This window comes from Pseudomonas frederiksbergensis (assembly GCF_001874645.1).
GTDB lineage: Bacteria > Pseudomonadota > Gammaproteobacteria > Pseudomonadales > Pseudomonadaceae > Aquipseudomonas > Aquipseudomonas frederiksbergensis_B.
This window is the reverse complement of the sequence record NZ_CP017886.1, coordinates 642,701-664,740: the sequence shown is the minus strand read 5'-3', so window position 1 is coordinate 664,740 and position 22,040 is coordinate 642,701. Positions and strand designations below refer to the sequence as shown.

Annotated in this window: 21 protein-coding genes; 4 read left to right on the top strand and 17 right to left on the bottom strand. The window is 58.8% G+C overall.

The features are described 5' to 3' along the window. Positions 1 to 91: 91 nt before the first annotated feature. Together BLL42_RS03280 and BLL42_RS03275 are read right to left on the bottom strand one after the other, a co-directional pair. Positions 92 to 850, bottom strand: a complete 759-nt coding sequence (locus BLL42_RS03280; RefSeq protein ID WP_071550770.1) for an anti-sigma factor family protein — start codon at positions 848 to 850, stop codon at positions 92 to 94. Beyond that, entirely contained in the window at positions 843 to 1,355 is a 513-nt protein-coding gene (locus BLL42_RS03275) for a sigma-70 family RNA polymerase sigma factor (protein ID WP_071550769.1), read from the bottom strand. The genes BLL42_RS03280 and BLL42_RS03275 overlap by 8 nt, the downstream gene beginning before the upstream one ends. 149 nt (positions 1,356 to 1,504) lie before the next feature. Between BLL42_RS03275 and BLL42_RS03270 the strand changes: the two genes are divergently transcribed. Together BLL42_RS03270 and BLL42_RS03265 are read left to right on the top strand one after the other, a co-directional pair. After that, a complete protein-coding gene (locus BLL42_RS03270) occupies positions 1,505 to 2,476 on the top strand; it encodes a metallophosphoesterase family protein (protein ID WP_071550768.1) in 972 nt (323 codons plus the stop codon). Positions 2,477 to 2,489: 13 nt separating this feature from the next. Beyond that, complete coding sequence (locus BLL42_RS03265; RefSeq protein ID WP_071550767.1) at positions 2,490 to 2,810, top strand: cupredoxin domain-containing protein; 321 nt, start codon at positions 2,490 to 2,492, stop codon at positions 2,808 to 2,810. 227 nt (positions 2,811 to 3,037) lie between these two features. Here the strand turns inward: BLL42_RS03265 and BLL42_RS03260 are convergent, their stop codons facing one another. From BLL42_RS03260 to glcD, 12 genes are all read right to left on the bottom strand, one after another. Further along, positions 3,038 to 3,313 (bottom strand): hypothetical protein, encoded by a 276-nt coding sequence (locus tag BLL42_RS03260; protein WP_071550766.1) that lies wholly within the window; start codon positions 3,311 to 3,313, stop codon positions 3,038 to 3,040. A gap of 35 nt (positions 3,314 to 3,348) precedes the next feature. Continuing rightward, positions 3,349 to 3,636 carry a DUF6124 family protein gene (locus BLL42_RS03255; protein ID WP_071550765.1) on the bottom strand — a complete coding sequence of 96 codons (288 nt, stop codon included), beginning with the start codon at positions 3,634 to 3,636 and terminating at the stop codon, positions 3,349 to 3,351. A gap of 385 nt (positions 3,637 to 4,021) precedes the next feature. After that, on the bottom strand, positions 4,022 to 5,170 hold the full coding sequence (locus tag BLL42_RS03250; RefSeq protein ID WP_330220780.1) for a DUF6708 domain-containing protein: 1,149 nt from the start codon (positions 5,168 to 5,170) through the stop codon (positions 4,022 to 4,024). 184 nt (positions 5,171 to 5,354) lie between these two features. Beyond that, positions 5,355 to 6,269: a hypothetical protein gene (locus BLL42_RS30395; RefSeq protein WP_236721961.1), complete on the bottom strand. Its 915-nt coding sequence runs from the start codon at positions 6,267 to 6,269 to the stop codon at positions 5,355 to 5,357. Next, on the bottom strand, positions 6,239 to 8,458 hold the full coding sequence (locus BLL42_RS03245) for a toxin VasX (RefSeq protein ID WP_236721960.1): 2,220 nt from the start codon (positions 8,456 to 8,458) through the stop codon (positions 6,239 to 6,241). The genes BLL42_RS30395 and BLL42_RS03245 overlap by 31 nt, the downstream gene beginning before the upstream one ends. Next, positions 8,455 to 9,354 carry a DUF4123 domain-containing protein gene (locus BLL42_RS03240; protein ID WP_071550763.1) on the bottom strand — a complete coding sequence of 300 codons (900 nt, stop codon included), beginning with the start codon at positions 9,352 to 9,354 and terminating at the stop codon, positions 8,455 to 8,457. The genes BLL42_RS03245 and BLL42_RS03240 overlap by 4 nt, the downstream gene beginning before the upstream one ends. Next, a complete protein-coding gene (locus tag BLL42_RS03235) occupies positions 9,347 to 11,389 on the bottom strand; it encodes a type VI secretion system Vgr family protein (protein WP_071550762.1) in 2,043 nt (680 codons plus the stop codon). The genes BLL42_RS03240 and BLL42_RS03235 overlap by 8 nt, the downstream gene beginning before the upstream one ends. A 133-nt stretch (positions 11,390 to 11,522) precedes the next feature. Then, on the bottom strand, positions 11,523 to 12,041 hold the full coding sequence (locus BLL42_RS03230) for an Hcp family type VI secretion system effector (protein WP_071550615.1): 519 nt from the start codon (positions 12,039 to 12,041) through the stop codon (positions 11,523 to 11,525). Between the two features lie 368 nt (positions 12,042 to 12,409). Continuing rightward, on the bottom strand, positions 12,410 to 13,807 hold the full coding sequence (hglS, locus tag BLL42_RS03225) for a 2-oxoadipate dioxygenase/decarboxylase HglS (protein WP_071550761.1): 1,398 nt from the start codon (positions 13,805 to 13,807) through the stop codon (positions 12,410 to 12,412). A gap of 110 nt (positions 13,808 to 13,917) precedes the next feature. After that, positions 13,918 to 15,135: a glycolate oxidase subunit GlcF gene (glcF, locus tag BLL42_RS03220; protein WP_071550760.1), complete on the bottom strand. Its 1,218-nt coding sequence runs from the start codon at positions 15,133 to 15,135 to the stop codon at positions 13,918 to 13,920. Positions 15,136 to 15,138: 3 nt separating this feature from the next. Further along, on the bottom strand, positions 15,139 to 16,197 hold the full coding sequence (glcE, locus tag BLL42_RS03215; RefSeq protein WP_071550759.1) for a glycolate oxidase subunit GlcE: 1,059 nt from the start codon (positions 16,195 to 16,197) through the stop codon (positions 15,139 to 15,141). Continuing rightward, positions 16,197 to 17,696, bottom strand: coding sequence for a glycolate oxidase subunit GlcD (glcD, locus tag BLL42_RS03210; RefSeq protein ID WP_071550758.1), 1,500 nt, complete (start codon positions 17,694 to 17,696; stop codon positions 16,197 to 16,199). The genes glcE and glcD overlap by 1 nt, the downstream gene beginning before the upstream one ends. Before the next feature lie 332 nt (positions 17,697 to 18,028). Here glcD and BLL42_RS03205 point away from each other — a divergent pair, with 332 nt between their 5' ends. Continuing rightward, positions 18,029 to 19,102: a diguanylate cyclase gene (locus tag BLL42_RS03205; protein ID WP_071550757.1), complete on the top strand. Its 1,074-nt coding sequence runs from the start codon at positions 18,029 to 18,031 to the stop codon at positions 19,100 to 19,102. A gap of 519 nt (positions 19,103 to 19,621) precedes the next feature. Beyond that, positions 19,622 to 19,924, top strand: a complete 303-nt coding sequence (locus BLL42_RS03200; RefSeq protein WP_071550756.1) for a hypothetical protein — start codon at positions 19,622 to 19,624, stop codon at positions 19,922 to 19,924. Between the two features lie 13 nt (positions 19,925 to 19,937). On the opposite strand, the gene BLL42_RS03195 is transcribed toward BLL42_RS03200, so the two are convergent. The 3 genes from BLL42_RS03195 to BLL42_RS03185 all read right to left on the bottom strand — a co-directional run bounded on the left by BLL42_RS03195 (position 19,938) and on the right by BLL42_RS03185 (position 21,968). Further along, on the bottom strand, positions 19,938 to 20,615 hold the full coding sequence (locus BLL42_RS03195) for a glutathione S-transferase family protein (protein ID WP_071550755.1): 678 nt from the start codon (positions 20,613 to 20,615) through the stop codon (positions 19,938 to 19,940). Positions 20,616 to 20,761: 146 nt separating this feature from the next. Next, positions 20,762 to 20,971, bottom strand: a complete 210-nt coding sequence (locus tag BLL42_RS03190) for a DUF1059 domain-containing protein (protein WP_071555691.1) — start codon at positions 20,969 to 20,971, stop codon at positions 20,762 to 20,764. 145 nt (positions 20,972 to 21,116) lie between these two features. Beyond that, positions 21,117 to 21,968 (bottom strand): CAP domain-containing protein, encoded by an 852-nt coding sequence (locus BLL42_RS03185; RefSeq protein WP_071550754.1) that lies wholly within the window; start codon positions 21,966 to 21,968, stop codon positions 21,117 to 21,119. Between the last annotated feature and the right edge of the window lie 72 nt (positions 21,969 to 22,040).

The following is a 22,040-nucleotide window of genomic DNA, read 5'->3' as shown; positions in this document are numbered from 1 at the left end:
TAACACTGGGCGAACACCTTCCTCCAGGCGCGATAAACAACATTTCATGACGTGCCTCATCACACCGATAGCCTTCAAGTGACACCTCTCGTTAAAAAACGCCTTGTTCAAGCAACTGGCTGAAGACTTCCAGTTCGGTTTTTTCCAGATCGGATATCACAATAAAACGCATGTGCTCGTGTTGCCACGCGACCACGTTGTAGCCGCGGATGGACTGACTTTTCCGGGGCTGATCGGTTTCTGTCGTCGGCAGAATGAACACGTTGATGATGTGCTTCGCCCGCCCGTAAGACAGCGCGGCTGTCGTCTGGTGTTGCAGGTAATCCAGGCGCCCGCCGAGTAAAGGGAAACCCTGTGCCGAGAAGTCGAACACCGGCGGCGAAAAGTCCAGCTTGCCGGTGAACCAAGGCTTGACCGTGTGCCGGTCGGAGGACACGACATCGTTCAGGTGCTCAGCCATCAGCGAACGCACGTGGCTGGACACCGCTTCGTCCAGCCAGGGTTGCTCAGGCGAAGGCGTGGCCACATACAGCACCAGCGCCATGGCCAGCGCGGCCGCTGAAAACGCCGGCGCCAGCCACTTTCGTGAGGCGTCTCTCAAGGCTTGCCAGGGAGAGGTCGGTAGCGGTGGAGTGGCGAAGACCTGTTGAATCAGCGCATCGGGCGCCGCGTAATATGGCGCATGCGCCTTGACGCTGGTGATCAGCCGTTGCATTTCGTCATGCGCGCGTTGGCAGTCGGCGCATTGCGCCAGGTGCTCGGCAACGTTCTCGGTGGTCGCAGCGTCCAGTTCATGGTCCAGGTAGCCATGAATCAGTTCGTGACAGAGCGTGCAGTTGATCTCATTCATGGCCTTGCAACTTCAGTAGTTCCAGCTTGAGCATGACGCGAGCCCGGGCCAGTCTCGACATGACGGTTCCGATAGGTATGTCGACCACCTTCGCGATGTCCTTGTAGGGCATCTCTTCCAACTCCTTGAGGACGATCATTTCGCGGAAGGCCGGGGGCAGGGCGCTCAGTGCCTGCTGAACCCGTGCGGCGTCTTCGGCCCGCATGGCGAGCAGTTCCGGTGTCTGGCAGTGGCTCAGGGCAAGGTCGTCTTGCGAGATTTCATCGCCGATGGCGACCCAACGATGGCCGGTCGAGCCCTTTAGCCAGTTGTAACTCTCGTTGCGCACGATCGTCAGGAACCAGGCCTTGGCATTGCCGTCTGCGAAGCGATGCAGAAATTTGAACGCCTTGAACGCACTTTCCTGCACCACATCGTGTGCCGCGCTGTCACTGCCAGTGAGCCAGCGCGCGAGGTTATAGGCGGCATCCATATGCGGCGCAAACAGCTCCTCAAATCGCTTCATAGTGGCTCCAGCCTTTGCCCCCTATAACCCGGATGCGTTGCGTTTTATTCCCGAAACAAAAAATATTTTCTTGCCTGGAATAAATCCCCGTCCGGCGTGGTTGTACATCCTGTCAGTTCATCAATGTAGACCGCTACGAGGGCGTTCCCATGAACATTCGTTCGGCAACACATGAAAAACGTACAGACGGCCCCTTGGACCCCGACCGCAGAAACCTGCTCAAATGCTCGGCATGGGCTGGCGCCGGCGTCATCTGGGCGTTGAGCGGCGGTATTCCACGAGCCTTTGCCCTGAGTGACGACGGCACGTTATCGGACCCGAAGGCGCTGGCCAGCACCTTTCACTTCGTGCAAATCAGCGATTCGCACATCGGCTTCAACAAGGAAGCCAACCCCGATCCACTCAAGACCTTGCAGGTGGCCATCGACAAGGTCATCGCGCTGCCGAAACGGCCTTCGTTGATCCTCCACACAGGCGACATCACCCACCTCTCCAAACCGGAGGAATTCGACGCCGCGGCGCATTTGCTCAAAGGCCTGCCTTCAACCGTGCACTACATTCCGGGCGAGCACGACACCCTCGATGAAGGCGGTGGCAAGCTCTACCTCGAGCGTTATGGCAAAGGCACCAAAGGCAATGGCTGGTACAGCTTCGACGACCACGGCGTGCACTTCATCGCGCTGATCAACGTCTTCAACTTCCAGGCCGGTCACGAGGCTACCCTCGGAGCCGAGCAACTGGCCTGGCTGCAGGATGATTTAAAGGCGGTGAGCACCAGCACACCGGTTGTGGTGTTCACCCACATTCCGTTGTGGACGATCTATCAGCCATGGGGCTGGGGTACCGAAGACGGCGATCAGGCCATCGCCATGCTGCGCAAATACGGTTCGGTGACGGTCCTCAATGGCCATATCCATCAGGTCATTCAGAAAATCGAGGGCAACATCACCTTTCACACCGCGCGCGGCACGGCTTACCCGCAACCCGCACCCGGTACTGCACCCGCACCGGGCCCCATGACCGTGCCGGCCGATCAACTGCGCAACTACCTGGGGATTACCGAGGTCAAGGCGACGCAGGGCGATCACCCACTGGCGCTGATCGATTCGACACTCATTTAGGGAGGGCGCGGACATGAAGCATTTACTGCGGGTGCTGACCCTGGGTTGCCTGATCGTTTCGATACCGGCGTGGGCAGAGGCGACAAAAATCGACATCAAGGAGTTCATGTATGGCCCCAAGGACTTGACGATAGCGGTGGGCACCACTGTGACCTGGGTCAACGACGATCAAACAGTCCATACGGTGGTGGAAACCCACAAGCTGTTCCATTCACCGGCGCTCGACACCAATGACCAGTTTTCCTATCAGTTCAATACGCCGGGGACCTTTGAATACTTCTGCGCGCTACACCCGCAGATGATCGGGAAGATCACCGTCAGTGGGGCGCAGTGAGGGGAGGGTCGTTGAGAAAATTCGGGCACAACGTATGACCCGTAGCAGCTGGCGAAGCCTGCGTCCGGCCGCGGAGCGGTCGTAAAATCACGCAATGCGGTCTTCCAGATCGACCGTGAATGCAGGATTTACGACTGTTACACAGTCGAACGCAGCCTTCGGCAGCTGCTACAGGATAGCGTACGGGCTTAACTACCAGCATTAACCTCAAAGGTCGCCCATTTTCATTAAGGCGCCGACACCTGCGCCTGCAGTCGTCGACCGATCACATCCAGCAAATCACAACCGTCGCGTAGCGGAATCGCCAACACCCGTGCGAAGTCCTGCAAAACGACGGTGTCGCTGCGGGTCTCCTCGCGCAGGGCAAGGTTCTCCAGCAACTGCGTTACCGCGCTGATGCGGTAGGCCGCGGTGTCGTGCAGCACGTCGAGCGGCGCTTCGGTATCGATGAGCAGCGAGTGAAGGTTGTTGTCGATCCCGGTGATGGGCATGTAGCGAGCCATGGTTGTACCTCCCTTGGGTAAACGAGCCTGAACACTCAGTGGCGAACACCGGATGCCGAATCAGGCGTGTCGAGGTGCTCCAGCACCCGGTTCACCATCAACTCGGCCAGCACCGCTAACTGCTGAATCGCCAACGCCACATTGCGGCGCGAGCCTTCGAGTTCAAAGGCCAGGTCAGTGGTCATGGCGTTGAGCGAAGCGAGGGTTTCGGAGGTGTGGATCAGCAGGGTTTCGGTGTCGACGTTTGGGGCGATGGTGAAGATGTGGCTGATGGGATCGGAAACGGCTGGGGATTCGGGGGGATTGGGGGGGATCTTTTTCATTGGCTTGTTCCTAGATTTAAATTAAGGAACTGCCAGCATCACTTCCACATGATGGGTGGCAGCTGTACGCGGGTGTGGAAGACCAGGGAAATCTAGGAACCCGGCGCACCCGAAAGTGCCCCGCGCACAGCCACCATAATTTAACAGCAGGCAAGAGAAAAGCGCCTGCTTAAATTTAGGGGCGCTTGTGCGCTTAGATTTCGTGAAGGGCTTCCACACCCTTGTCGCTGATTTTGCAGCGACAAACGAAGGCTATCCGTGAGACCCATTCGGCACAAGTTCACCAAAACCACTACAGCGTGCAGGAAATGTCCGAAGCCCGGGCCATTAAGGGGCAAATCCGTGAAGCTGTTACGAATTGAAGGGGATTTTCAAACGCTTGTGCTCAGGAAGGTTCCTTTTGTGCTTCGCTAAAATTGGCTTTGAAGTAGGTCATGAAGTCCTGCCCCTGAGCGAAGGCTTTTTCGATTTTTGCGCTTTGTTCTTTCAGTGCTGCACTCGGCTTGGCCCATAGCTCAGGTGGCAACGGTTTCGACCAATCTGCAATCGAGTCAGGTAAGGCTTTCATGCTGTAGCCATGATCCCATTCGGCGACCCAGTACGGAAACCGCCACCAGGTGATGACATGGGACAGATACCACCAGCCGACGCCTAGAGTGGAGCGCTCGTTGTGCTGGTATTCCTCGAGCATGTCTGCCCGCTCTTTATCGAAGGTATGGCAGCCTTCGTAAGGTGCTTTGCCGGGGCAGAACTGCGGGCCTTTTTCCATATAAGCGCGGATCGCCTCCCATTTGCCTAGGCCATGAATCGGCGTCATCACTTCCTGGGTCAAGAAGTGCACGGTATCGGCTTTTGGGTTATCGATAGCCATACCGAAGGTGTAGTTGCTCATGATGCCGACCCCGGTGACGCCGGTACTGACCGAAAGCCAGGCGACCATCTCTTCCCAGGGTTGAATGACCGGTTCGTCGGATCCATCGGGGAAATAACAGACTTCGCGGCGTTGGCGGTTGAAGCGAATGGGCCGGGTGCGAGCTTTGGTCAGAGTGGTGCTGATGACGGCGTAAAGACCAATGAGTGCTGCTGCTCCTCCGCACCAGACTGAGAGCCATAAACCAAACTCAAAAAAATCACTGAAGTACCACCAAAAGTCGCGCCCAAATGGATTGATGAATGTTGCGAAGCCCATAAGGGTCGGGAGAACGAGAAGGCATACGATAATCACAACCATGGGAAGCGAAACCGCCACTCTTGCTTGAAAGGGCTTAGTGAGGTTACTGCTACCTACGTCTAGATAAGTGTCATTTACCTCCAGAAAGCTGCCACCCAGATCCATGGGGGTTTGCCCGGTAGGTATTGGCAACGGTGAAAGGAATACTGCTTCACCAGTTGCAAAATTTCGGGCCTCACCGGCTATCGGACGCTGCTTGAGATCGAGTTCGTCGTGTTGTTTGGATTTGGAAGGCATGTCATTCAACCGGAAAATTTTGACGAGTCGGGCAGGCTGAGGATGTCGCTCGTTACCAGTAGCCATGGCGCATCGGTCGAGCGTGTCCGCAGTACAGAAGCTGTCGAAATCTGTTTGCCATTCTGTACGTTGAGAGTGAGTGTTTCGAAGCGTTTTTCCCGAAAGGTGTCGTTGCCAGCAACAGGGTGGTAGCGCAAGGAGATGGCCAGTCCATGCTGGGCATTGGCTTCATGTTGAAAGATGTCCAGCCCTAGTTTGAGGGGGCATCTGGAGCACTCAATAGGGTGAGTTGATAAAGCAGCGGCTCGCTCCAGGCTTCCCAGTCATTGCGCTGGTGGTTAGTCAGCCAGTAGGCGCTGAGGCCAAAGCCGACCTCGTCTAGCTCGCTAGCCGTCACCCCCGGTAAGTACAGGACAGCCATGGACTGACTTTTCACCTGTTGCAGGGCCATCTGCGGTGTTGCGGTGATGTCGGCCAGCAGCAGGCGTTCTTCGGCCATATTTCGGTTCGCATTCCGTTTGCCCCATGCGCCCTGTTGCAGCCATTTATCCAGTTCGGTTTTATTATTGCGGTTGTATAGCCACTCGCCGCCTAGTTGCAGACCGGTCAAGACCAGGCCAATCAGGTTTGCTCGGGCAGCAACGCTGAGCAGCTTTCCACCGGTTGTTACCCATGCAAGCGCACGGGCCTGATTGACGTTGGCCAGTGCTTCATAGGTGTATTGGACGCTACGGGCGGTGGCCCAGCCATTGACGGCTAGCTGTCCAGAGTCTCCGACCAGGGTCATACTGGCGCCGGCTAGCTTGGCTCCATTGCCTGAGCGCAGTGCTTCGGTCCATTTGGCTGCCGAACCTTTTTCACCGTATAGGCTTGTTCCGGCAGCTAATGTGCTGAAAAGGTATACAAATGGGCTTAACACCCCTGTAATTCTGCCGAGTTTAGCGGCCAGCTTGATCTTGCCGGAGGCGCTGGCGTAATTATCAATGGCAACAGAAAGGCTCGTAATGGCAATGCCTTGAACAGCGGCAAGAGTTCCCCCAACCATAGAGAAAAGAGAGTTTGCTACAGCCAATTTGTCTGTGGCATCTGAGTCCTTTTTACGTGCAAACTCACTATAAACGGTCACGAAGCTGATCACTTGCACCACCGCAGCAGCCGAAGCCAACAAATCCCCCCAGCTGATGTAAAGACCGCTCTGCTCACGCCTTTGAAAGGTCGCTTGAGCCGGTAGTCATCCGCCATCCGCTGAAACTCAAGTACCTGGGTATTATTAAGCCCCTTTATTTTGAAGGCTGCCTTGCCTGGTCCTTCACCCACCGGGCTCATAGCTTGGGCTACCCGGCCCTCTAGTGGCGTAACAGTCTGTTGTAGCGTCTTGCGGTGTGTCACCAAAGTCTTGTGGCTGCCTTTGGCGGCTTTGCCTTTGCGCTCTTTGGCCAGGGTTTGCCTAATCTGGTTTTTCAGCGAAGTCATCTGTTGGCGCAGATCGGTCAGTTTGGCCATATCGGCCTTAAAGGTGTCGATTTGGCCGGCAGACGCGAACTCCAGGGTGATGCCACCTTTACCGAAGGCGCGCAAGACATCCAGCCATGCTGAGCCGGGAATACGGCGCAATAGCTTGGCCGGGTCTATCGCTTGGCCGCTGCGCAACGCCTGCATCGCCTCATCCATCGCCCCTGCCAGACGTAACTGTTTGGCCGGCTCGTAAGCGGTGTTGCGCAGTTGATCGAAGGTAATGCCGCTTTCACTCAGGTGCATGGCGGCTGCCAGATTTTGCCCGAGCTGATTACCGAATTTACCGCTTAGTGTCTGCGCGCCTTGATAGTCGTTCTTGACCATATACGTATCGCGCAGGGATTTGATCGTTGAAGTTATCTTGGCATGCAGGTCTTTCTGATCGGTTAGGCTCAAGGTAAAGAAGGTCGGTACGGTGAAGCCTGGTTGTTTTTCGATCAGCTCTGCGATGGCCTCAGTGGCTTTGTCCGTTCGGCAAATGTCTTTCAAACACGCATATTCAGTAGCCAGCGAGCCTTCCAACTGATTGCTAAAATCAGGATCGAAATACCAGGCTGAGCGATGGAAGCGTTCCTCACCGACCAGCTTGACCCGGTCATCGGTGATCAAGTCCAACCGTTTATTCCAACGACTGAGTTGGGCGCGCTGCTGTTTGAGGAACGCTTCCATCGCCGGGCGATCAATCAGATCATTGATGCCGTCTTGCCCCATTTTCGCGCCATTGAGGGCGTCATCGGCATTGTCTTCAATAGTTTCGATCAGGTCATCGTAACGCGAGTACAGCGGTCCCAGGCTGGTGCGCATTCTCATTTTTGAAGCCGCGATGGCACCACTGTGTGTACCCGCCCCGGAATACTGACTTTGATTTTTGACATTGACGTAGTCGACGATGGTTTGCCGCTGCTCATCGCTGGTTTCGTCCTTGAGTTTGGCAAAACGCGGATCGCCTTTGGCTGCATTGAGAATCGTATCGCCGGTAACGGTGTACAGCGATTCGATATAGCAGCCAAACACATACTTTTTCTGGTTGGCTTCGGCATCGCTCCAGTCACTGATCCAGCCGGTAACCAGATCTTGATGTTCGGCGAGGTCACGAAGTACACCCAGATCGTCCTGCACTACCAGATAAAGATGGTCATGCTCACATTCCGCCTTGACTTGCTTTTTCAGTTCGCCCAACTGAGTTTTTTTGAAGTGTGGCGTTTGCTCCCAGAGGTAGTCCTTGCTTTCCTCAGGCTTGGCGCCTGTTACAGCAGGCCCCTTACTCGGTTGCTCGGCAACTTCCGCAATCCATTTTTCCGCCTGGCTGGGAGTCAGCAGGTTGGCAGCGCCTTTCTCCGGGTCGGCCTTGGTGAGGTCTACCGCTTGCATGAAGTACTCACGCTCGGACTTGTGCTTGATGACCTGTGCGCATTTGGCGGCGGTCCATTGCACTTCGGAGTAGTTGACGTAGAGCTTGCTCAAGCGTGGGAAGATCAACGCGGCATCGCCAACATTGCTTTCGCGTTTGTTAGCGGTGATTTCGCCTTTTTCCCACAGCAGCTGAGTCACGATGCCGTTCTGGACGCGATACTCATGCATGACTGCTTGAGGTTTTTTGTCGACGATGACGTAGAGCCAGCCATCGCGGATCAAGCGAACACCCAGTGGGCGTGAAGTCAGTTGGTATGGCATGGCGAGCGCACTGGAGGGGTCCAATCGTTCGACAAGACCGTAGCGCAGGGGGATGAGCTGAATCTTGGCTTTCATCAGCGGGCAGCCGCCCATGGCGCATTTGCCATCGTCTCGGCTTTTTGCAACGTTGTTTGGGTTTTTGCCGGCTGATGTTGGCGTGGTCATCCTTGGGTCCTTTGCAGGCTTTCAGCCCTTTCCTTGGCGATACTGGCGACCTCTTCGAGTCGCTGAGCAGGTGTTTGTTCCGACGGTGTTTTCAGTTGTGCATCCAGATCCGGATGTTCCTCCAGCGCACGATCCCCGAGAAACCCGTGGATGTTGGCGTAGAGGGTGATATCAAGCTCTGTGTTGAACCCGCGATCATAGGAGGTCGAGGCCAAGCTGTGCAGGTGTTCCCAGCGTTGCAGCGGGGCTGCGCCGGCGAGGTAGGACGGGAAAAACTCGTGCATGTGTTCGTCGAGGCGCATGACGATACCGCGAAAGTTGACTTCATCCAGTTGGCTGAGTTGTTCATCGCTCAAGCGGTAAGGCTTGGTGTATTGGGGATCAGACGGTTTGCCGGGGCGCTGATGAATATGCCAGTAGCCCACTGCCGCGTCGGCCGTGACGATTTGCTGGCAAGGTCCAAACAGGGTTGAGTCCTTGATGCGCTCTGCATGGCCGAGCAGTGCATGGGCGACGGCCGGATCCGCCAGGCGTAGCAGCACCTCTTCACCTTGCGGATGTAACACGCTGGTCAGCCAGCGCAGGTGTTTGACCATATCAGGCCAAGGGCCGTCGCTGAACAGCAGGTAGCCCCATTCTTTTTGGGGCTGCGCCAGGAACTGCTGAAGAATCGGATTGCCTTGCCCTTCAATGCGAATCAAGCAGGGCGATACGTCCCCCAATTCAGCCCAGCGGGTGCCGAGGTAAAGGGGCTCGAACTCCGGGTTCTCTGACCACTGATACAAATGCTGAGGCAGTTTCTCGACGCTGACGCCATCCAGCAGCAGGCCTACGCTGCCATTCCACGGCAGGTTTTGCGGCAGCCCTTTGTCCAGAGTCCACTCGGACCTAAGCATTTTGTGCCTCCAGCTTGGCTTTTTCGCAGATCGCGCAGATCGGTTTTTTCTGCATCAGCGCTTGTCGCTGTGCGGGCACCAACACCTGCCCAGCCTTGTCCGAATCCGCCTGCTTCAGCGGCCCCGGCAATATCGGCGCAGCCCCCGTCCCACTGCCCGGACTGCCGCCGCTGTTCATATTGATCACCGGCCCGCTCAGCGTCACACCCCCGGCATCGATCTTGACGAAGCTAACCCCACCGATCAGGGTCAGTTCGCTGCCGGCTTCGAGCACGACTTTCAGGCCGCTGCTGAGGTGGATTTCCTGGCCGGCTTCGATGAACTGGCCGGTGCCGACTTTGATGTGCTGGTTCACGCCTACCGTCAGGTGGTCGTTGGCGCGGGTTTCGACTTTGCGGTCGGCGTAGACGGTGTGGTGCTCTTCGGCCTTGAACTCGCTGTAGCTGTTGGCCTCGACGGTGTCGTGGCGTTCGTTGCCGACGCGGATCTTCTGGTCGTGTTCAATGTTTTCATCCCAGTCGCGCTGGGCGTGCAGGAAGATCTGTTCCTGGCCTTTTTTGTCTTCGATGCGCAGCTCGTTGTAGCCACCGCCGCCCGGCGAACTGATGGTCTTGAAGGTGCTGCGGGTTTTGTTCGCCGGCAGGTCGTACGGGACGACGTTTTCCTTGTGGTACAGGCAGCCGCTGATCAGCGGCTGGTCGGGGTCGCCTTCGAGGAAGGTGACGAGCACTTCCATGCCGATCCGCGGGATGGCGATGCCGCCGTAGTGGGCGCCGGCCCAGGCGGACGAAACGCGCAACCAGCAGCTGGTCTTGTCGTCGGCCTGTCCATCGCGGTCCCAGTGAAACTGCACCTTCACCCGGCCGTATTGATCGCAGTGAATCTCTTCACCTTTGGGGCCGGTGACCACCGCGCTCTGGCTGCCGAGAATGCGCGGTTTCGAGTGCGCCAGCGGCGGCCGGTTCGGCACGTCCCACGGGGTGGCCTGAAAGCGGTTGCGGTAGCCCTGGTGGAAATCGTCCTTGAGCGCGGTGGTGTCGCTGGTCACCGACTCTTCCAGCACCTGCGGCTGTTTGCCTTCGTGGAGGATTTCGGTGAGCAGCCAGAGGTCGTTCCACTTAGGCTTAGGGTGTTGGCTCAGGGCCAGAAAATGACCGCTGACCAGCAGCGGCTGATCGCTTTTGCCTTCGGCCAGTTGGTAGTCGCTGCGGTGCCGTTCAAGGCTTCGCTTGGCCAGGTGCTTACCGCGCTCGCGGTCGATGAAGCGGCCTGGGTAGTCGTAATCTTCGAGGTCCGGCAGGGCGTTGCCACGGGACTCGCTTTCGAGGGTGATGCGCGGTTTTTCGAAGTCGTAGTCGCGGCGCGTGGTGCGGCTGGTGCGGGTCTCCAGGCGCAGGTCGAAGCGCCTGATCACCGGGTCGTTGGCGACCATGCCGGAGTCTTGCTGGTAGGCCACGGGCTCGAGTTTGGGGAACACCGTTTGGTCATCGCCGAACACCAGCTTGTGAGCGGTGGCGCTGTGCTGAAAGTGGTAATGGATACCTTCTTCCTCGCACAGGCGCTGGATGAAATGCAGGTCCGATTCATCGTACTGAACGCAATACACGCGCTCGGGATAAATCGCCCCTAGCTGAAACTGGTAGGCATTGCTTTGGATGCCGTGCTCTTCGAGGACCTGGCCGATGATTTTCGGCACGCTGAGGTTCTGGAAGATGCGTTGGTTGATGCGGTGCGCCAGGTAAGACAGCTGCGGGCGCAGGGTCACGGAGTAGCGGGTCAGGCGTTTACCGGCGTCGCCTTGGGCGACGCGATAGATCTGCCCGTGAATACCGGTGCCGTTTTGCGCGAGCTGCAAAAAAGCCGGTTTGTGCAGCAGGCTTTCGAGGTCCAGGGACGGGTTTTCGCTGACCAGTTCGACGTCGAACTGAAACGGCTGACTGATGGCTTCTCGACCGGTGAGGGCAAGTACCTGAAGATCGTTCGCAAGACCTTCTACGGTCAGGGCGAAGTGAGTCTGATTGGCCGGCGCGAACATCCGTTGCTCCTCGTGCAGTGCAGCAGCATCCCTCGATGCCCGAGCGGGCGATCAACGAACGCAAGAATTCTTGGGTGGCGCAAACAACATCGACCAGCAGAGCTGGCCGATGTTTTGTAACGGTCGGCCAGACTTAGCCAGCGACCGGGGAACGCCAGTCATCGGAACCCGAAGTACCGGATACTTCGTGGGTCCAGGTGATTTTGCGGTAGGTGAACTCTACGTCTTCCAGGTGAGTGAAGTGCGAGTTCGCCGGGTCTTGGCAGTTGTGCATGTAGTCTTTGATGTCGACGATGATCGCGTCTTCAAGCTTGGTGGTGAAGTAGTGTTCCTGGGTGCCGGCAGCCGAAGTGCGGTACCACTTGATTTCGATCGAAGTCAGGCGCTCGCCCGAAGTCAGGGCCGCCAGCAGCAGTGGCGAGGACTTGTCGAACACCTTGGTGATTTTCACTGGCTTGTGAACGCGCTGGCCGGTGGGTTGGCCGGACTGCGGGTCACGCGGGATGATCACTTCGTGTTGGAAACCCTGAACCATGACCTGGTCTTCGTGACCTTCCTGGTAGGTGTTGCCAACCGAATCAGCGGTGAATGCACCGGCAGTGATCAGACCTTGTTTGGTGCCAGTGATGGACATATACGCGGGTGTAGCCATGGATGCTCTCCTTGCTAAATAAATGAAGGTGCCCGGGAGGCGAAATCGCCCGGTGGGTACTTCCTACAAATCAAACATCGTGCCATGTAGGACATTTAGCATATAAATCAATGAGATGTGTATTGTCAGCGTCGAGCTTGTCCTATTTGTCTGTAGGAAAAGTCGCTAAAGTGCGCAAGAAGTTGCGCAGTACTGCGCAACTTTTTGCGCACTTGGCTACAGGCCTTGCGTGGCGTGGCCTGGAGCAGGATGGGTGGGTGTTTTTCAGAAAGTGAGTGCGCAACTTCTTGCGCACAGAGGCATTGCGCCATTACTGCGGGACGGCCCGGAAGCCATGCCCGCTTTTTCTGATGGCTGCTGTGGATAGGTCAGCCGAGAATGGACAGGCCGAGTGCCGTCGAGCACTCCTCAATCGAGCGCCGCTGCGTATCGGCGTACAGCGCCAGTTCATCAATGGTCGGCCGCCCCAGGGCTTGTTCAAACGCTTGCCGGTTCGAATGCTCGCCGTAGTGGGTGTGTGCGGTATCGCCGAGGTTCGACTGGAAGATCCCTGCTGCGCTGACCGGTAGAAAGTCCTCATAGACCAACGGCACGGCGCGGATGTACTCGGCGTTGATCAAACCTTGCAACGATGTTGCCCCCGGCTCGTCACTGTCGGCCGCCAGGCCTTTTTCGGTGACGAAGTAGCGAAAGTAAGCCAGGCCTTGTTCGCGCATTTCGCTGTAGCTGTCCGGGAAGGCTGTGAAATGCTGTTCCATCAGGCGGTTGTAACGCGCCGCGTTGGCTTCATTGGGGAAGTCCTTGAGCTCATCGCGGGCGGCGTTGAGCAGGCGGTCGTAGAGTGCACGACCTTCAGGGGTCAGCGCGGCGCCGCGTTGTTCGATTTCACCGAAGCGGGCGCTGTGGCTGCCGTGAGCCTGCTGCTGATCGGTGAAGGCGATGGGTTCATCCAGCGCCTTGAAACTGGTCTGGCGCAGCAGAATCGGGCACTGGCGGCGCGGTGGACCTTCGATTACCGCTTTGGGAGTGATGCCGTGTTCGGGCATTTTTGCCTGCACGATGTCGATGTCCAGCGTGCGTGGTGTCAGGTGGTTGATGTGCGGGCCTTTGAACGCGACCACGTCGGCGATCAACCGATGCTGGGCGCTGAGTTGCTGGTAGTGCGCGGCGGTGACGGTGGCGCGGTGGTGCCAGCGGAAGGTTTCCAGCGCCTGTTCAACGAAATCCTCGGCTTGCTGCTCGTTGAGTCCGCCGTGTTGTTCGGACTGTTCGATCAGCGCCAGCGCCTGCGCGGTGAAAATCGAACGCTTGGCCAGCACCGATTCGGCAAAGGCACGCAGTTCAGGGTTTTCGATCAGCTCCAGGCGCAGCAGCGAGGTGAATACCCGGAACGGGCTGACTTGCAATGAGCTTTCATGCACGGCGCGGAACGCCGTGGAATGCACCGGCACCCCGGCCGGTGTCAGGTCGTAATAGCCGACCGGTTGCATGCCCATCACCGCGAACAAGCGGCAGAGGGTCGCCAGTTCTTGCGCGGTGCCGACGCGAATCGCACCGTGGCGTTCCAGGTCCAGGCGCTCGATTTCGCCTGTGCTGCGCAACTGTCGGGCAACCGCCGGATCGCTGTCGAGCACCTGGGCGTTGGTCTGCGCCACCAGTTCCATCAGGGCGCCGTACAGCGGCACTTCTTCGCGGTACATGTCTGACATTGCCCGCGAGAAGCGTTGGCGGATCAGGTCTGGGCTGACGACGTTGTGGTTGCTCATAAACACGAATCCCGGCGCAGTGACAGTGGAGTAGGCCGATTCTGTTCGGCACAGGCGACGCTGACAAACGAAGTTTCTTCTGAACTTCATTCTGCAAATGACTGCTGCGTTCAGCGCAAAATCTGATCCACCAGCTCGATCCAGTGCCTGACCCGCGTCCGTCCGGCGCTGGCGAGGTGGCTCTGACAACCAATGTTGGCGGTGACGATCAGTTCCGGTCGGCCGCTTTCCAGAGCGTTGAGCTTATTGTCACGCAGTTGCCGGGCGAGCACCGGTTGGGTCAATGAGTAAGTCCCGGCCGAGCCGCAGCACAGATGATTGTCGGGCACGCTCGTGAGGTTGAAACCCAACCGGGTCAGTAGTTCTTCGACTGCACCGCCGAGTTTTAGCGCGTGCTGCAACGTGCACGGGCAGTGGAAGGCGATTCGTCGTTCGGTAGCAGCGCACAGCCGTTCCAAGGGTTCGTTGCGCAGGATTTCTACCAGATCTTTGCTCATCTCGCTGACCCGTTCGGCCTTGGCCGCGTAGGCGGGGTCGGTCTTGAGCAAGTGCCCGTAATCCTTGATGAACGCACCGCAGCCACTGGCGGTTTGCACGATGGCCTCGGCGCCGTTTTCCAGCGCGGGCCACCAGGCGTCGATGTTCTGGCGTGCGCGATTGAGCCCCTGTTCCTGGGCGTCGAGGTGATAGTCCAGCGCCCCGCAGCATCCGACCTGGCTAACGGCGCTGACGCTGATCCCGAGTCGATCCAGCACTCGCGCCGCTGCGGTATTGGTGTTTGGCGACAAACCCGGCTGCACACAGCCTTCGAGCATCAGCACTTTTCGCGAATGTACCGAGGTTGGCCATTCTCCCGCTGGCGGCACATCGTGCGGCAGTTTGGCTTCGAGGTCGCGCGGCATCAGCGGCCGGAAGGTTGCACCGATGTGCAACAAGGCCTTGAACAGTCCGGGATTCGGCGCCATCGCCCGCAAGCCTTGGCGCAACACGCGCTGGCCGGCTGAGCGCGGCACGGCCTGATCGACTACGGCGCGGCCGATGTCCAGCAGGTTGTGATAATCGACCCCGGACGGGCAGGTGGTTTCGCAGGCGCGGCACGACAGGCAGCGGTCCAGGTGCAATTGGGTCTGGGCGGTGGCGGGGTGGCCCTCGAGCACTTGCTTGATCAGGTAGATGCGCCCACGCGGGCCGTCCAGTTCATCGCCGAGCAACTGATAGGTCGGGCAGGTGGCGTTGCAGAATCCGCAATGCACGCAGGTACGCAGAATACTTTCCGCTTCTGCCGCGCGGGGCAGGCGTTTGGCCTGTTCGCTGAGGGTGGTCTGCATGCTTCAGAACTCCGCGTACATCCGGCCAGGGTTGAACAACCCCTGTGGGTCGAGTTGGACCTTGAGCTGTTGGTGGTAGCGCAGCAGCGCTGGCGCCAACGGCTGGAACGGGGTGTCGCTGACACCGTGGCTGTAGCACGTCGCATGGCCGCCCAGATCAAAGGCCAGCGACTGGATGTTCGGCGCCTCGGACTTCAACCAGCGTTGCGCGCCGGCCCAGTCGATCAGCTGTTCGCCGGGCAGCATCAATGGGCCGAGGTTGTTGGGCAGTGACAGACGCCACAACGGCAGACCGGGGTCGAAAAACGCCAGCTGTTGTTCATTCAACGCCTCCCAATAGGTCGAGTCCAGCAGCTCGCCACCGAGTCGTTGATGGGCAGCGCTGACTGAACCTTCGCCGCCCTCCAGACGCAGGTGCAACTGCCGGCCGTCATGGCACGCTGCGCTGATGGGCAACGGTTGCTGGCCCCATTCGGCCAGTTGGCTCAAGGCCCGGGCGCTGTCGAGTTCCAGGCTGATACTCAAGCATTGGCGCGGTTTGGGCAGGACCTTGAGCGAGACTTCGGTGATCACACCGAGGCAACCGAAGCTGCCGGTCAACAACCGTGAAAGGTCATAGCCGGCGACGTTTTTCATCACCTCACCGCCAAAACGCAGCTGTTTGCCGCTGCCAGTCATCAGTCGCGTACCGAGGACGAAATCGCGCACTGAGCCGGCCCACGGTCGACGCGGACCTGATAATCCAGAAGCGATCATGCCACCGACCGTGGCGTCTTCACTGAAGGAGGGCGGTTCATAGGGGAGCATTTGCCCGGCGGCATCCAGCGCCGCCAACAATTCCCTCAGCGGTGTACCGCAGCGTGCGGTGATCACCAGTTCAGTCGGGTCATAGCTGACGATGCCGCGATGGGCGCGGGTGTCGAGCACTTCGCCAGCGACTTCGCGGCCGAGGAAGGCTTTGCTGCTGGCGCCTTGAATGCGCAGCGGCGTGGCGTTCTCCCGGGCCCGGTTGATCTGCTCCAGGAACTCTGTGCTGGCGTCCCGGTCCTGTTCGGTGCGCATCAGAAACGCTCCAGTTCAGGGAAGGGCAGTTGCCCGCCGTGGACATGCATGGCACCGAACTCGGCGCAACGGTGCAGGGTGGGAATGTTCTTGCCGGGATTGAGCAGGCCTTTGGCGTCGAACGCAGCTTTTACTGCGTGAAACACCGTCAGTTCGTCGCTGTTGAACTGGGCGCACATCTGATTGATTTTCTCGCGGCCAACACCGTGCTCGCCAGTGATGCTGCCGCCCACCTTGACGCAGAGTTCGAGGATTTTGCCGCCGAGGGCTTCGGTGCGCTCCAGCTCGCCGGGTTGGTTGGCGTCGAACAGGATCAGCGGGTGCATGTTGCCGTCGCCGGCGTGAAACACGTTGGCCACTCGCAAGTGGTGTTCACTGGCCAATTCGGCAATACCCTTGAGCACGCGAGGCAACTCGCGTCGCGGGATGGTGCCGTCCATGCAGTAGTAATCCGGCGACAACCGCCCGATTGCCGGGAACGCTGCTTTGCGTCCGGCCCAGAACTTCACCCGTTCGGCCTCGTCACGCGCCTGGCGAACGTCACTGGCGCCGGCCTGTTCCAGCACGGCGCGAACTCGCAGGCAGTCGTCGCGTACATCGGCTTCGACGCCATCGAGTTCGCACAGCAGAATCGCCTCGGCGTCCACCGGGTAACCGGCGTGAACGAAGTCTTCAGCGGCGCGCAGGGCCAGGTTGTCCATCATCTCCAGACCCGCGGGGATGATCCCGGCGGCGATGATCTGCGCCACGGCGTGTCCGGCTTTTTCCACAGAATCGAAACTCGCCAGCAGCACCTTGGCCACGTGCGGTTTGGGCAGCAGTTTGACCGTGACTTCGGTAATGATGCCCAGCAATCCTTCGGAGCCGGTGAACAGCGCCAGCAGGTCGAGACCCGCTGAGTCCAGCGCGTCCGAGCCCAAGGTCAGGCGTTCGCCTTCGATCGTCAGTACTTCCAGTTTCAGCACATTGTGTACGGTCAGACCGTATTTCAGGCAGTGCACGCCACCCGCGTTCTCCGCGACATTGCCGCCAATCGAGCAGGCGATCTGCGAGGACGGGTCCGGCGCGTAATACAGGCCAAACGGCGCGGCGGCCTGGGAAATCGCCAGGTTGCGCACCCCCGGTTGAACGCGCGCAGTGCGGGCGGCGGGGTCGATGTGCAGGATCTGATTGAAGCGCGCCATCACCAGCAGTACGCCTTTTTCCAAGGGCAACGCGCCCCCGGACAGTCCGGTGCCCGCGCCACGCGCCACGACGGGCACCTGATGAGCATGGCAAAGTTTTAGCACGGCTTGAACCTGCTCAAGATCACGCGGCAGCAGCACCAGCATCGGCGTGGTTCGATACGCCGAGAGCCCGTCGCACTCGTAGGGTTTGAGCTCTTCTTCGCGGTAGAGAATGTCCAGCTCCGGCACCTGCTCGCGCAAGGCTTTGAGCAAGGCATCCTTGTCGACTGGGGGCAGGGCACCATCGATGCGTTCGTCGTAGAGGATGTTCATTAGATGACAAGTCTCGTAGCAGCTGCCGAAGGCTGCGTTCGGCTGCGAAGCAGTCGTAAACCTGTGTCCACAGTTCACCTGATACACCGCAGTGCCTGATTTCACGACTGCTTCGCAGCCGAACGCAGCCTTCGGCAGCTGCTACGGGGGGGTGTTCAAGCTCAGGTCCCTTGTCATTTATAGTCAAAGCTTCGACAGAGAGCCTGTCAACAGCGCTATTTCGGGCTGCTGGGCGGTGATGGCTATTTGATTTCGCCCTGATAGACTCCACTCACCCCTGTCTGAGTGACTCGCTGTTACAGGTCAGACGTAAAGAGGAGCTTTGGCCCCCTATGCACCATAACGGAGGAAAGGGACTTTCACTGGCCAGGAGGCTCTACACGTCGCGAATCCTTGGGTTGGCCTTGGGCCTGATCTGTGTGGGCGCGGCGATCATTCCACTCAATCCGCCCCGTTGGCTGTTGGCGCTGATGGTGTTCAACGGCCTTATCTGGCCGCACCTGGCCTATCAATGGGCGCGCCGTTCGCACACGCCTTATCATGCCGAACACCGCAACCTGCTGATCGACTCGTTCATGGGCGGGTTCTGGGTCGCTGCCATGCAGTTCAACCCCTTACCCAGCACCGCCACGTTGTCGATGATGGCAATGAACAACGTCGCCATCGGAGGCTCGCGTTTTCTGCTCGCAGGTTTCGTGGCTCAGTTGTTGGGTATGGGGATCGGGCTGCTGATCTTCTTTCCGGTGTTCATCCCGCAAACCAGCCCTGTTCAGATGTATGCCTGCTTGCCATTGCTGACGCTGCACCCCTTGGCGCTGGGCTGGATCTGCTTTCGTCAGGCCCACACACTGGGCAAACACAAACGCGAACTGCTGGCCCTGAGCCGTACCGACAGCCTCACCGGGCTGTTGAATCACGGCGGCTGGAAGGATGCGCTGGACATCGAATTTCACCGCTGTCAGCGCCAGCAGGGGGGCGGGGCGATTGCCTTGATCGACATCGACCACTTCAAAACCATCAACGACACCTACGGCCATGTGGCCGGCGATAGTGTGTTGCGTCAGTTGAGCAAAATGCTCAAGCAAAGCCTGCGTGCCAGTGACGTGGCCGGGCGTTACGGCGGTGACGAATTCTGCGTGATCCTGCCCGACGTGCCACTGGCCCACGCCGCCCAGGCGATGGACGCCTTGCGCGATCGATTTTCGGGGCTGGGTTACGAGCAGAATCCGGCGTTGAAAGTCAGCCTGAGCATCGGCCTGGCCGCGTTCAATCCGATGCACAGCGAAGCCATACACTGGCTCAACGATGCCGATGAGGCGCTGTATGCGGCCAAGACCACCGGGCGCAATCGAGTGATCTGCCATGCCGATGGGCTGGTGCAGCGGGTGGCGATGGGGGCGGTTTGAGGTTAAAGGGGCTCACGACTCATGCCCGTCAGTTCAGAGAAATCTGGAGACTTTCGGTGCATACGGGATTGCCAAAAGATCGCAGGCTGCGCCAGCTCCTACGCCGAGCAGTCGGACCCGTATGCAAATCCGTAGGAGCTGCCGCAGGCTGCGATCTTTTCGGGCCGTCAATACTTAACTGACGGCCATTAGGCTCACGACCTTCAATATCCCCCCACAACTTTCCAAGACCTTTCCGACAACGTACCCTGTTGCCGCGTCTCAACGTCGCTCCTATAGTTCGAGTTCGCGGCAAAATCCGCGAATGACCTTGGCCGGTCGAACTCAGGAGCGCATCAGCGTCCCAAACACCGTTGCAGACGCTTTTTTTATGTCTGAAATATCGTGTTATGGCGGCTGTGCGCGGGACACCTTCGGGTGTGCCGGTACTCCTGTGGCCGGTCGGCCAACCCTCGCACAGCTGCCACCTCTTTCGTTTGGCCGCGAAAGGTGGAAGCTCTATTTACAGGAGCCACACCCATGAATGAACAAGTCATGCCGCGCTATCTCCCCGTCGACACCTACGACTCTGCAAACCCCGTGCTCTTCATCAACACCCACAAAGAACTCAGCGACCTGGCCGCCTGCGCCGCACACCGTTTCACAGTGGTTCGCGACCTGATGGACACCTTGACCAGCCTGTCCCTCAAAGGCATTTCCGATTGCGACCTGACCCGCGTCACCCGTGGCGTGCATTTGCTCACCCGTGAGGGTTGCGCGGTGCTGGAGGTGATTCAGCTGCGGGTGGGGCAGATGGAGGAAGGGTACAAAGCGAATCCCTAGCGGCTAATGCCTGTCAGTTAAGCGTTGGCTGCAGAAACCGCTTCGCGATGGCGTCCGCAAACGGGTAGAGCGAAAAGTAAGGCCGGGCTTCGTCGATGACTCGCTGGACGGAGGGTCTGCGCGTCAACCGGTCGAAATAGGCATTCAAGTGGCTGAAGTCGTCCGGGAACGGCAAGAGCGTGCAGGCATAGAAAAGCGCCGGGGCTGCGGCGCAATCGGCCAGGCTGAAGTCTTGACCGGCCATCCAGATTCGTGACGCCATCCGATGGTCGAGCATGGCGTAAGCCGTCTCCAGCATAGCGCGTTGTTTGCTCAAATCACCGCCTGCGCTGTGCAGGCGATCACTGACAATCTGTTGTAGCGGCGCCTGCACATAGTTGTCGAAAAAACGGTCCCACAGACGCACCTCCAGCGCGACCTCCCAATCGTTCGGAATCAACAGTTGCTTACCCGGATAGTAGCGATCCAGGTACTCGATGATGATCGTGGTCTCTGGCACAGCGCGCTGGCGCAGATGGTCACTGATGACCGGGAACTTGACGAGTGGCCAGAGGGCTTGAAGTTCGGCCCGGTCTGCGTCGTCTGCAAGATTGATGATCCGCTTTTCGAATTCGGTAGCGTTTTCGTAAAGCGCGATCAGCACTTTGTGGCAGAACGACGAGAGCGGATGGTAGTAAAGAGTCAGCGACATCGTTCAACTCCTCGGTTGAGTTGATTGAGCGGGGCGGTGAGGGCGACAGACTGCCTCGGTGATGATTTTCAGTGCTCATTAAACCTGCGGGGCTCATCAAGATGAGCCCCGCAGACGATTCTGAATCCCCCGCCAAGCCTTCTGTATCAAACGCGTCGGGCTTCTAGCGGCGGCGTGCCATCGTGAAACATGGTCTTCAGTTGTGCGCGCAGTTCTGGCGAATCGGTGTGCTTGTGAACACTGACCGCATGCTGCGCGGCGGCATCCAGCAATTCCTTTTCGGAATCGGCGGACAGTGCGACAGAACACTGGGTTTCGCTTGGAAATTCGCGGCAATCGATATATTTGCGCGACATGATGTTCTCCTTCATACGAAGGCAGGCCTGCACCTGCGTGAACGGACCGCTCGACACGTCACGCCGTCCATCGAACACGGTTGCGCGTCGCATCGAGTTGGGTAATCCATGAAGTATAGGTCGATCGCAGGGTTGCCAAAGGCACTTACGGCGTACCGAACATCGCCGTCCAGTAAATGCCCGCATCGCTCTTTGGATCAACCGCATAAGCCGCGCCCAGCTCGCGGTACTGTGGGTTCATCAGGTTGGCGCAGTGACCGGGGCTGGCCAGCCAGCCATCGACCACCTTGCGCACGGTGTCTTGCCCGGCGGCGATGTTCTCGCCGATCTGCTGGCCGGCGTAGCCTGCCAGTTCAGCCCGATCACCTGGCGTGCGGCCATCGCGGTCCTTGTGGTCGAAGAAGTTGTTATTGGCCATGGCACGGGTATGCGTCTGGGCCGCCGTCGCCAGCGTGGCGTTCCAGGCCAGCGGCTGTGTGGCGGCATAGGACTGAGCGCCGCACTGGCGCGTTTGTTTGCGGGCGGTGTTGATCATGTCGAGCAGCTTCTGTCCCTCTGCTTGCCAGTCGCCCAGGCGGCCAGTCAACAGTGGGCGCGCGAGCACGATGCGCCACGCTGTTCCTTCGTGGCTGACGCCGATATCGACGAACTGCGGGTCCAGCACCACCTGACAGAAACTCTCCTGCACGGCCTTCATGGCCGATTGCACATCTCGCGGGCCGGACAACGTGATCGCCTGTACGGTAACCATCGGATAAGCCGTACGCGCCAGCGCCTGCTGCAAGTCGCCGACATTATTGCCGGGCAGGATCAGGCGCGGATCGGCCGCTAGCGGTGGCAGCTCCTGAGACACCTGGCTGGCGCAGCGCTGCACCTGGCTGCGGTAGCTGTTGATCGATTCGACCAGCTGCGACTCTTCGGTCGCCACGGCAGTGGCGGCGAACACCAGCCCCAGCGACAACGTGGCAAGACGCATGACGGATGACAGGACGCGCATGAAACTCTCCTTGAGCTGACTGCGCTCATGATGCGCGAACTAGCCCCACCCAGCGCAATGCCTTTTTAGGCT

Bases quoted from the DNA above. Each gene is read 5' to 3' on its own strand.
- BLL42_RS03245 (WP_236721960.1), bottom strand. From the start codon at position 8,458: ATGACCACGCCAACATCAGCCGGCAAAAACCCAAACAACGTTGCAAAA.
- BLL42_RS03190 (WP_071555691.1), bottom strand. From the start codon at position 20,971: ATGTCGCGCAAATATATCGATTGCCGCGAATTTCCAAGCGAAACCCAG.
- BLL42_RS03185 (WP_071550754.1), bottom strand. From the start codon at position 21,968: ATGCGCGTCCTGTCATCCGTCATGCGTCTTGCCACGTTGTCGCTGGGG.
- BLL42_RS03250 (WP_330220780.1), bottom strand. From the start codon at position 5,170: ATGGCTACTGGTAACGAGCGACATCCTCAGCCTGCCCGACTCGTCAAA.
- BLL42_RS03260 (WP_071550766.1), bottom strand. From the start codon at position 3,313: ATGGCTCGCTACATGCCCATCACCGGGATCGACAACAACCTTCACTCG.
- hglS (WP_071550761.1), bottom strand. From the start codon at position 13,807: ATGAGCAACCACAACGTCGTCAGCCCAGACCTGATCCGCCAACGCTTC.
- BLL42_RS03200 (WP_071550756.1), top strand. From the start codon at position 19,622: ATGAATGAACAAGTCATGCCGCGCTATCTCCCCGTCGACACCTACGAC.
- BLL42_RS03255 (WP_071550765.1), bottom strand. From the start codon at position 3,636: ATGAAAAAGATCCCCCCCAATCCCCCCGAATCCCCAGCCGTTTCCGAT.
- BLL42_RS03235 (WP_071550762.1), bottom strand. From the start codon at position 11,389: ATGTTCGCGCCGGCCAATCAGACTCACTTCGCCCTGACCGTAGAAGGT.
- BLL42_RS03230 (WP_071550615.1), bottom strand. From the start codon at position 12,041: ATGGCTACACCCGCGTATATGTCCATCACTGGCACCAAACAAGGTCTG.
- BLL42_RS03280 (WP_071550770.1), bottom strand. From the start codon at position 850: ATGAATGAGATCAACTGCACGCTCTGTCACGAACTGATTCATGGCTAC.
- glcF (WP_071550760.1), bottom strand. From the start codon at position 15,135: ATGCAGACCACCCTCAGCGAACAGGCCAAACGCCTGCCCCGCGCGGCA.
- BLL42_RS03275 (WP_071550769.1), bottom strand. From the start codon at position 1,355: ATGAAGCGATTTGAGGAGCTGTTTGCGCCGCATATGGATGCCGCCTAT.
- glcD (WP_071550758.1), bottom strand. From the start codon at position 17,696: ATGAACATCCTCTACGACGAACGCATCGATGGTGCCCTGCCCCCAGTC.
- BLL42_RS03265 (WP_071550767.1), top strand. From the start codon at position 2,490: ATGAAGCATTTACTGCGGGTGCTGACCCTGGGTTGCCTGATCGTTTCG.
- BLL42_RS03195 (WP_071550755.1), bottom strand. From the start codon at position 20,615: ATGTCGCTGACTCTTTACTACCATCCGCTCTCGTCGTTCTGCCACAAA.
- BLL42_RS03270 (WP_071550768.1), top strand. From the start codon at position 1,505: ATGAACATTCGTTCGGCAACACATGAAAAACGTACAGACGGCCCCTTG.
- glcE (WP_071550759.1), bottom strand. From the start codon at position 16,197: ATGCGCACCGAACAGGACCGGGACGCCAGCACAGAGTTCCTGGAGCAG.
- BLL42_RS03240 (WP_071550763.1), bottom strand. From the start codon at position 9,354: ATGCTTAGGTCCGAGTGGACTCTGGACAAAGGGCTGCCGCAAAACCTG.
- BLL42_RS03205 (WP_071550757.1), top strand. From the start codon at position 18,029: ATGCACCATAACGGAGGAAAGGGACTTTCACTGGCCAGGAGGCTCTAC.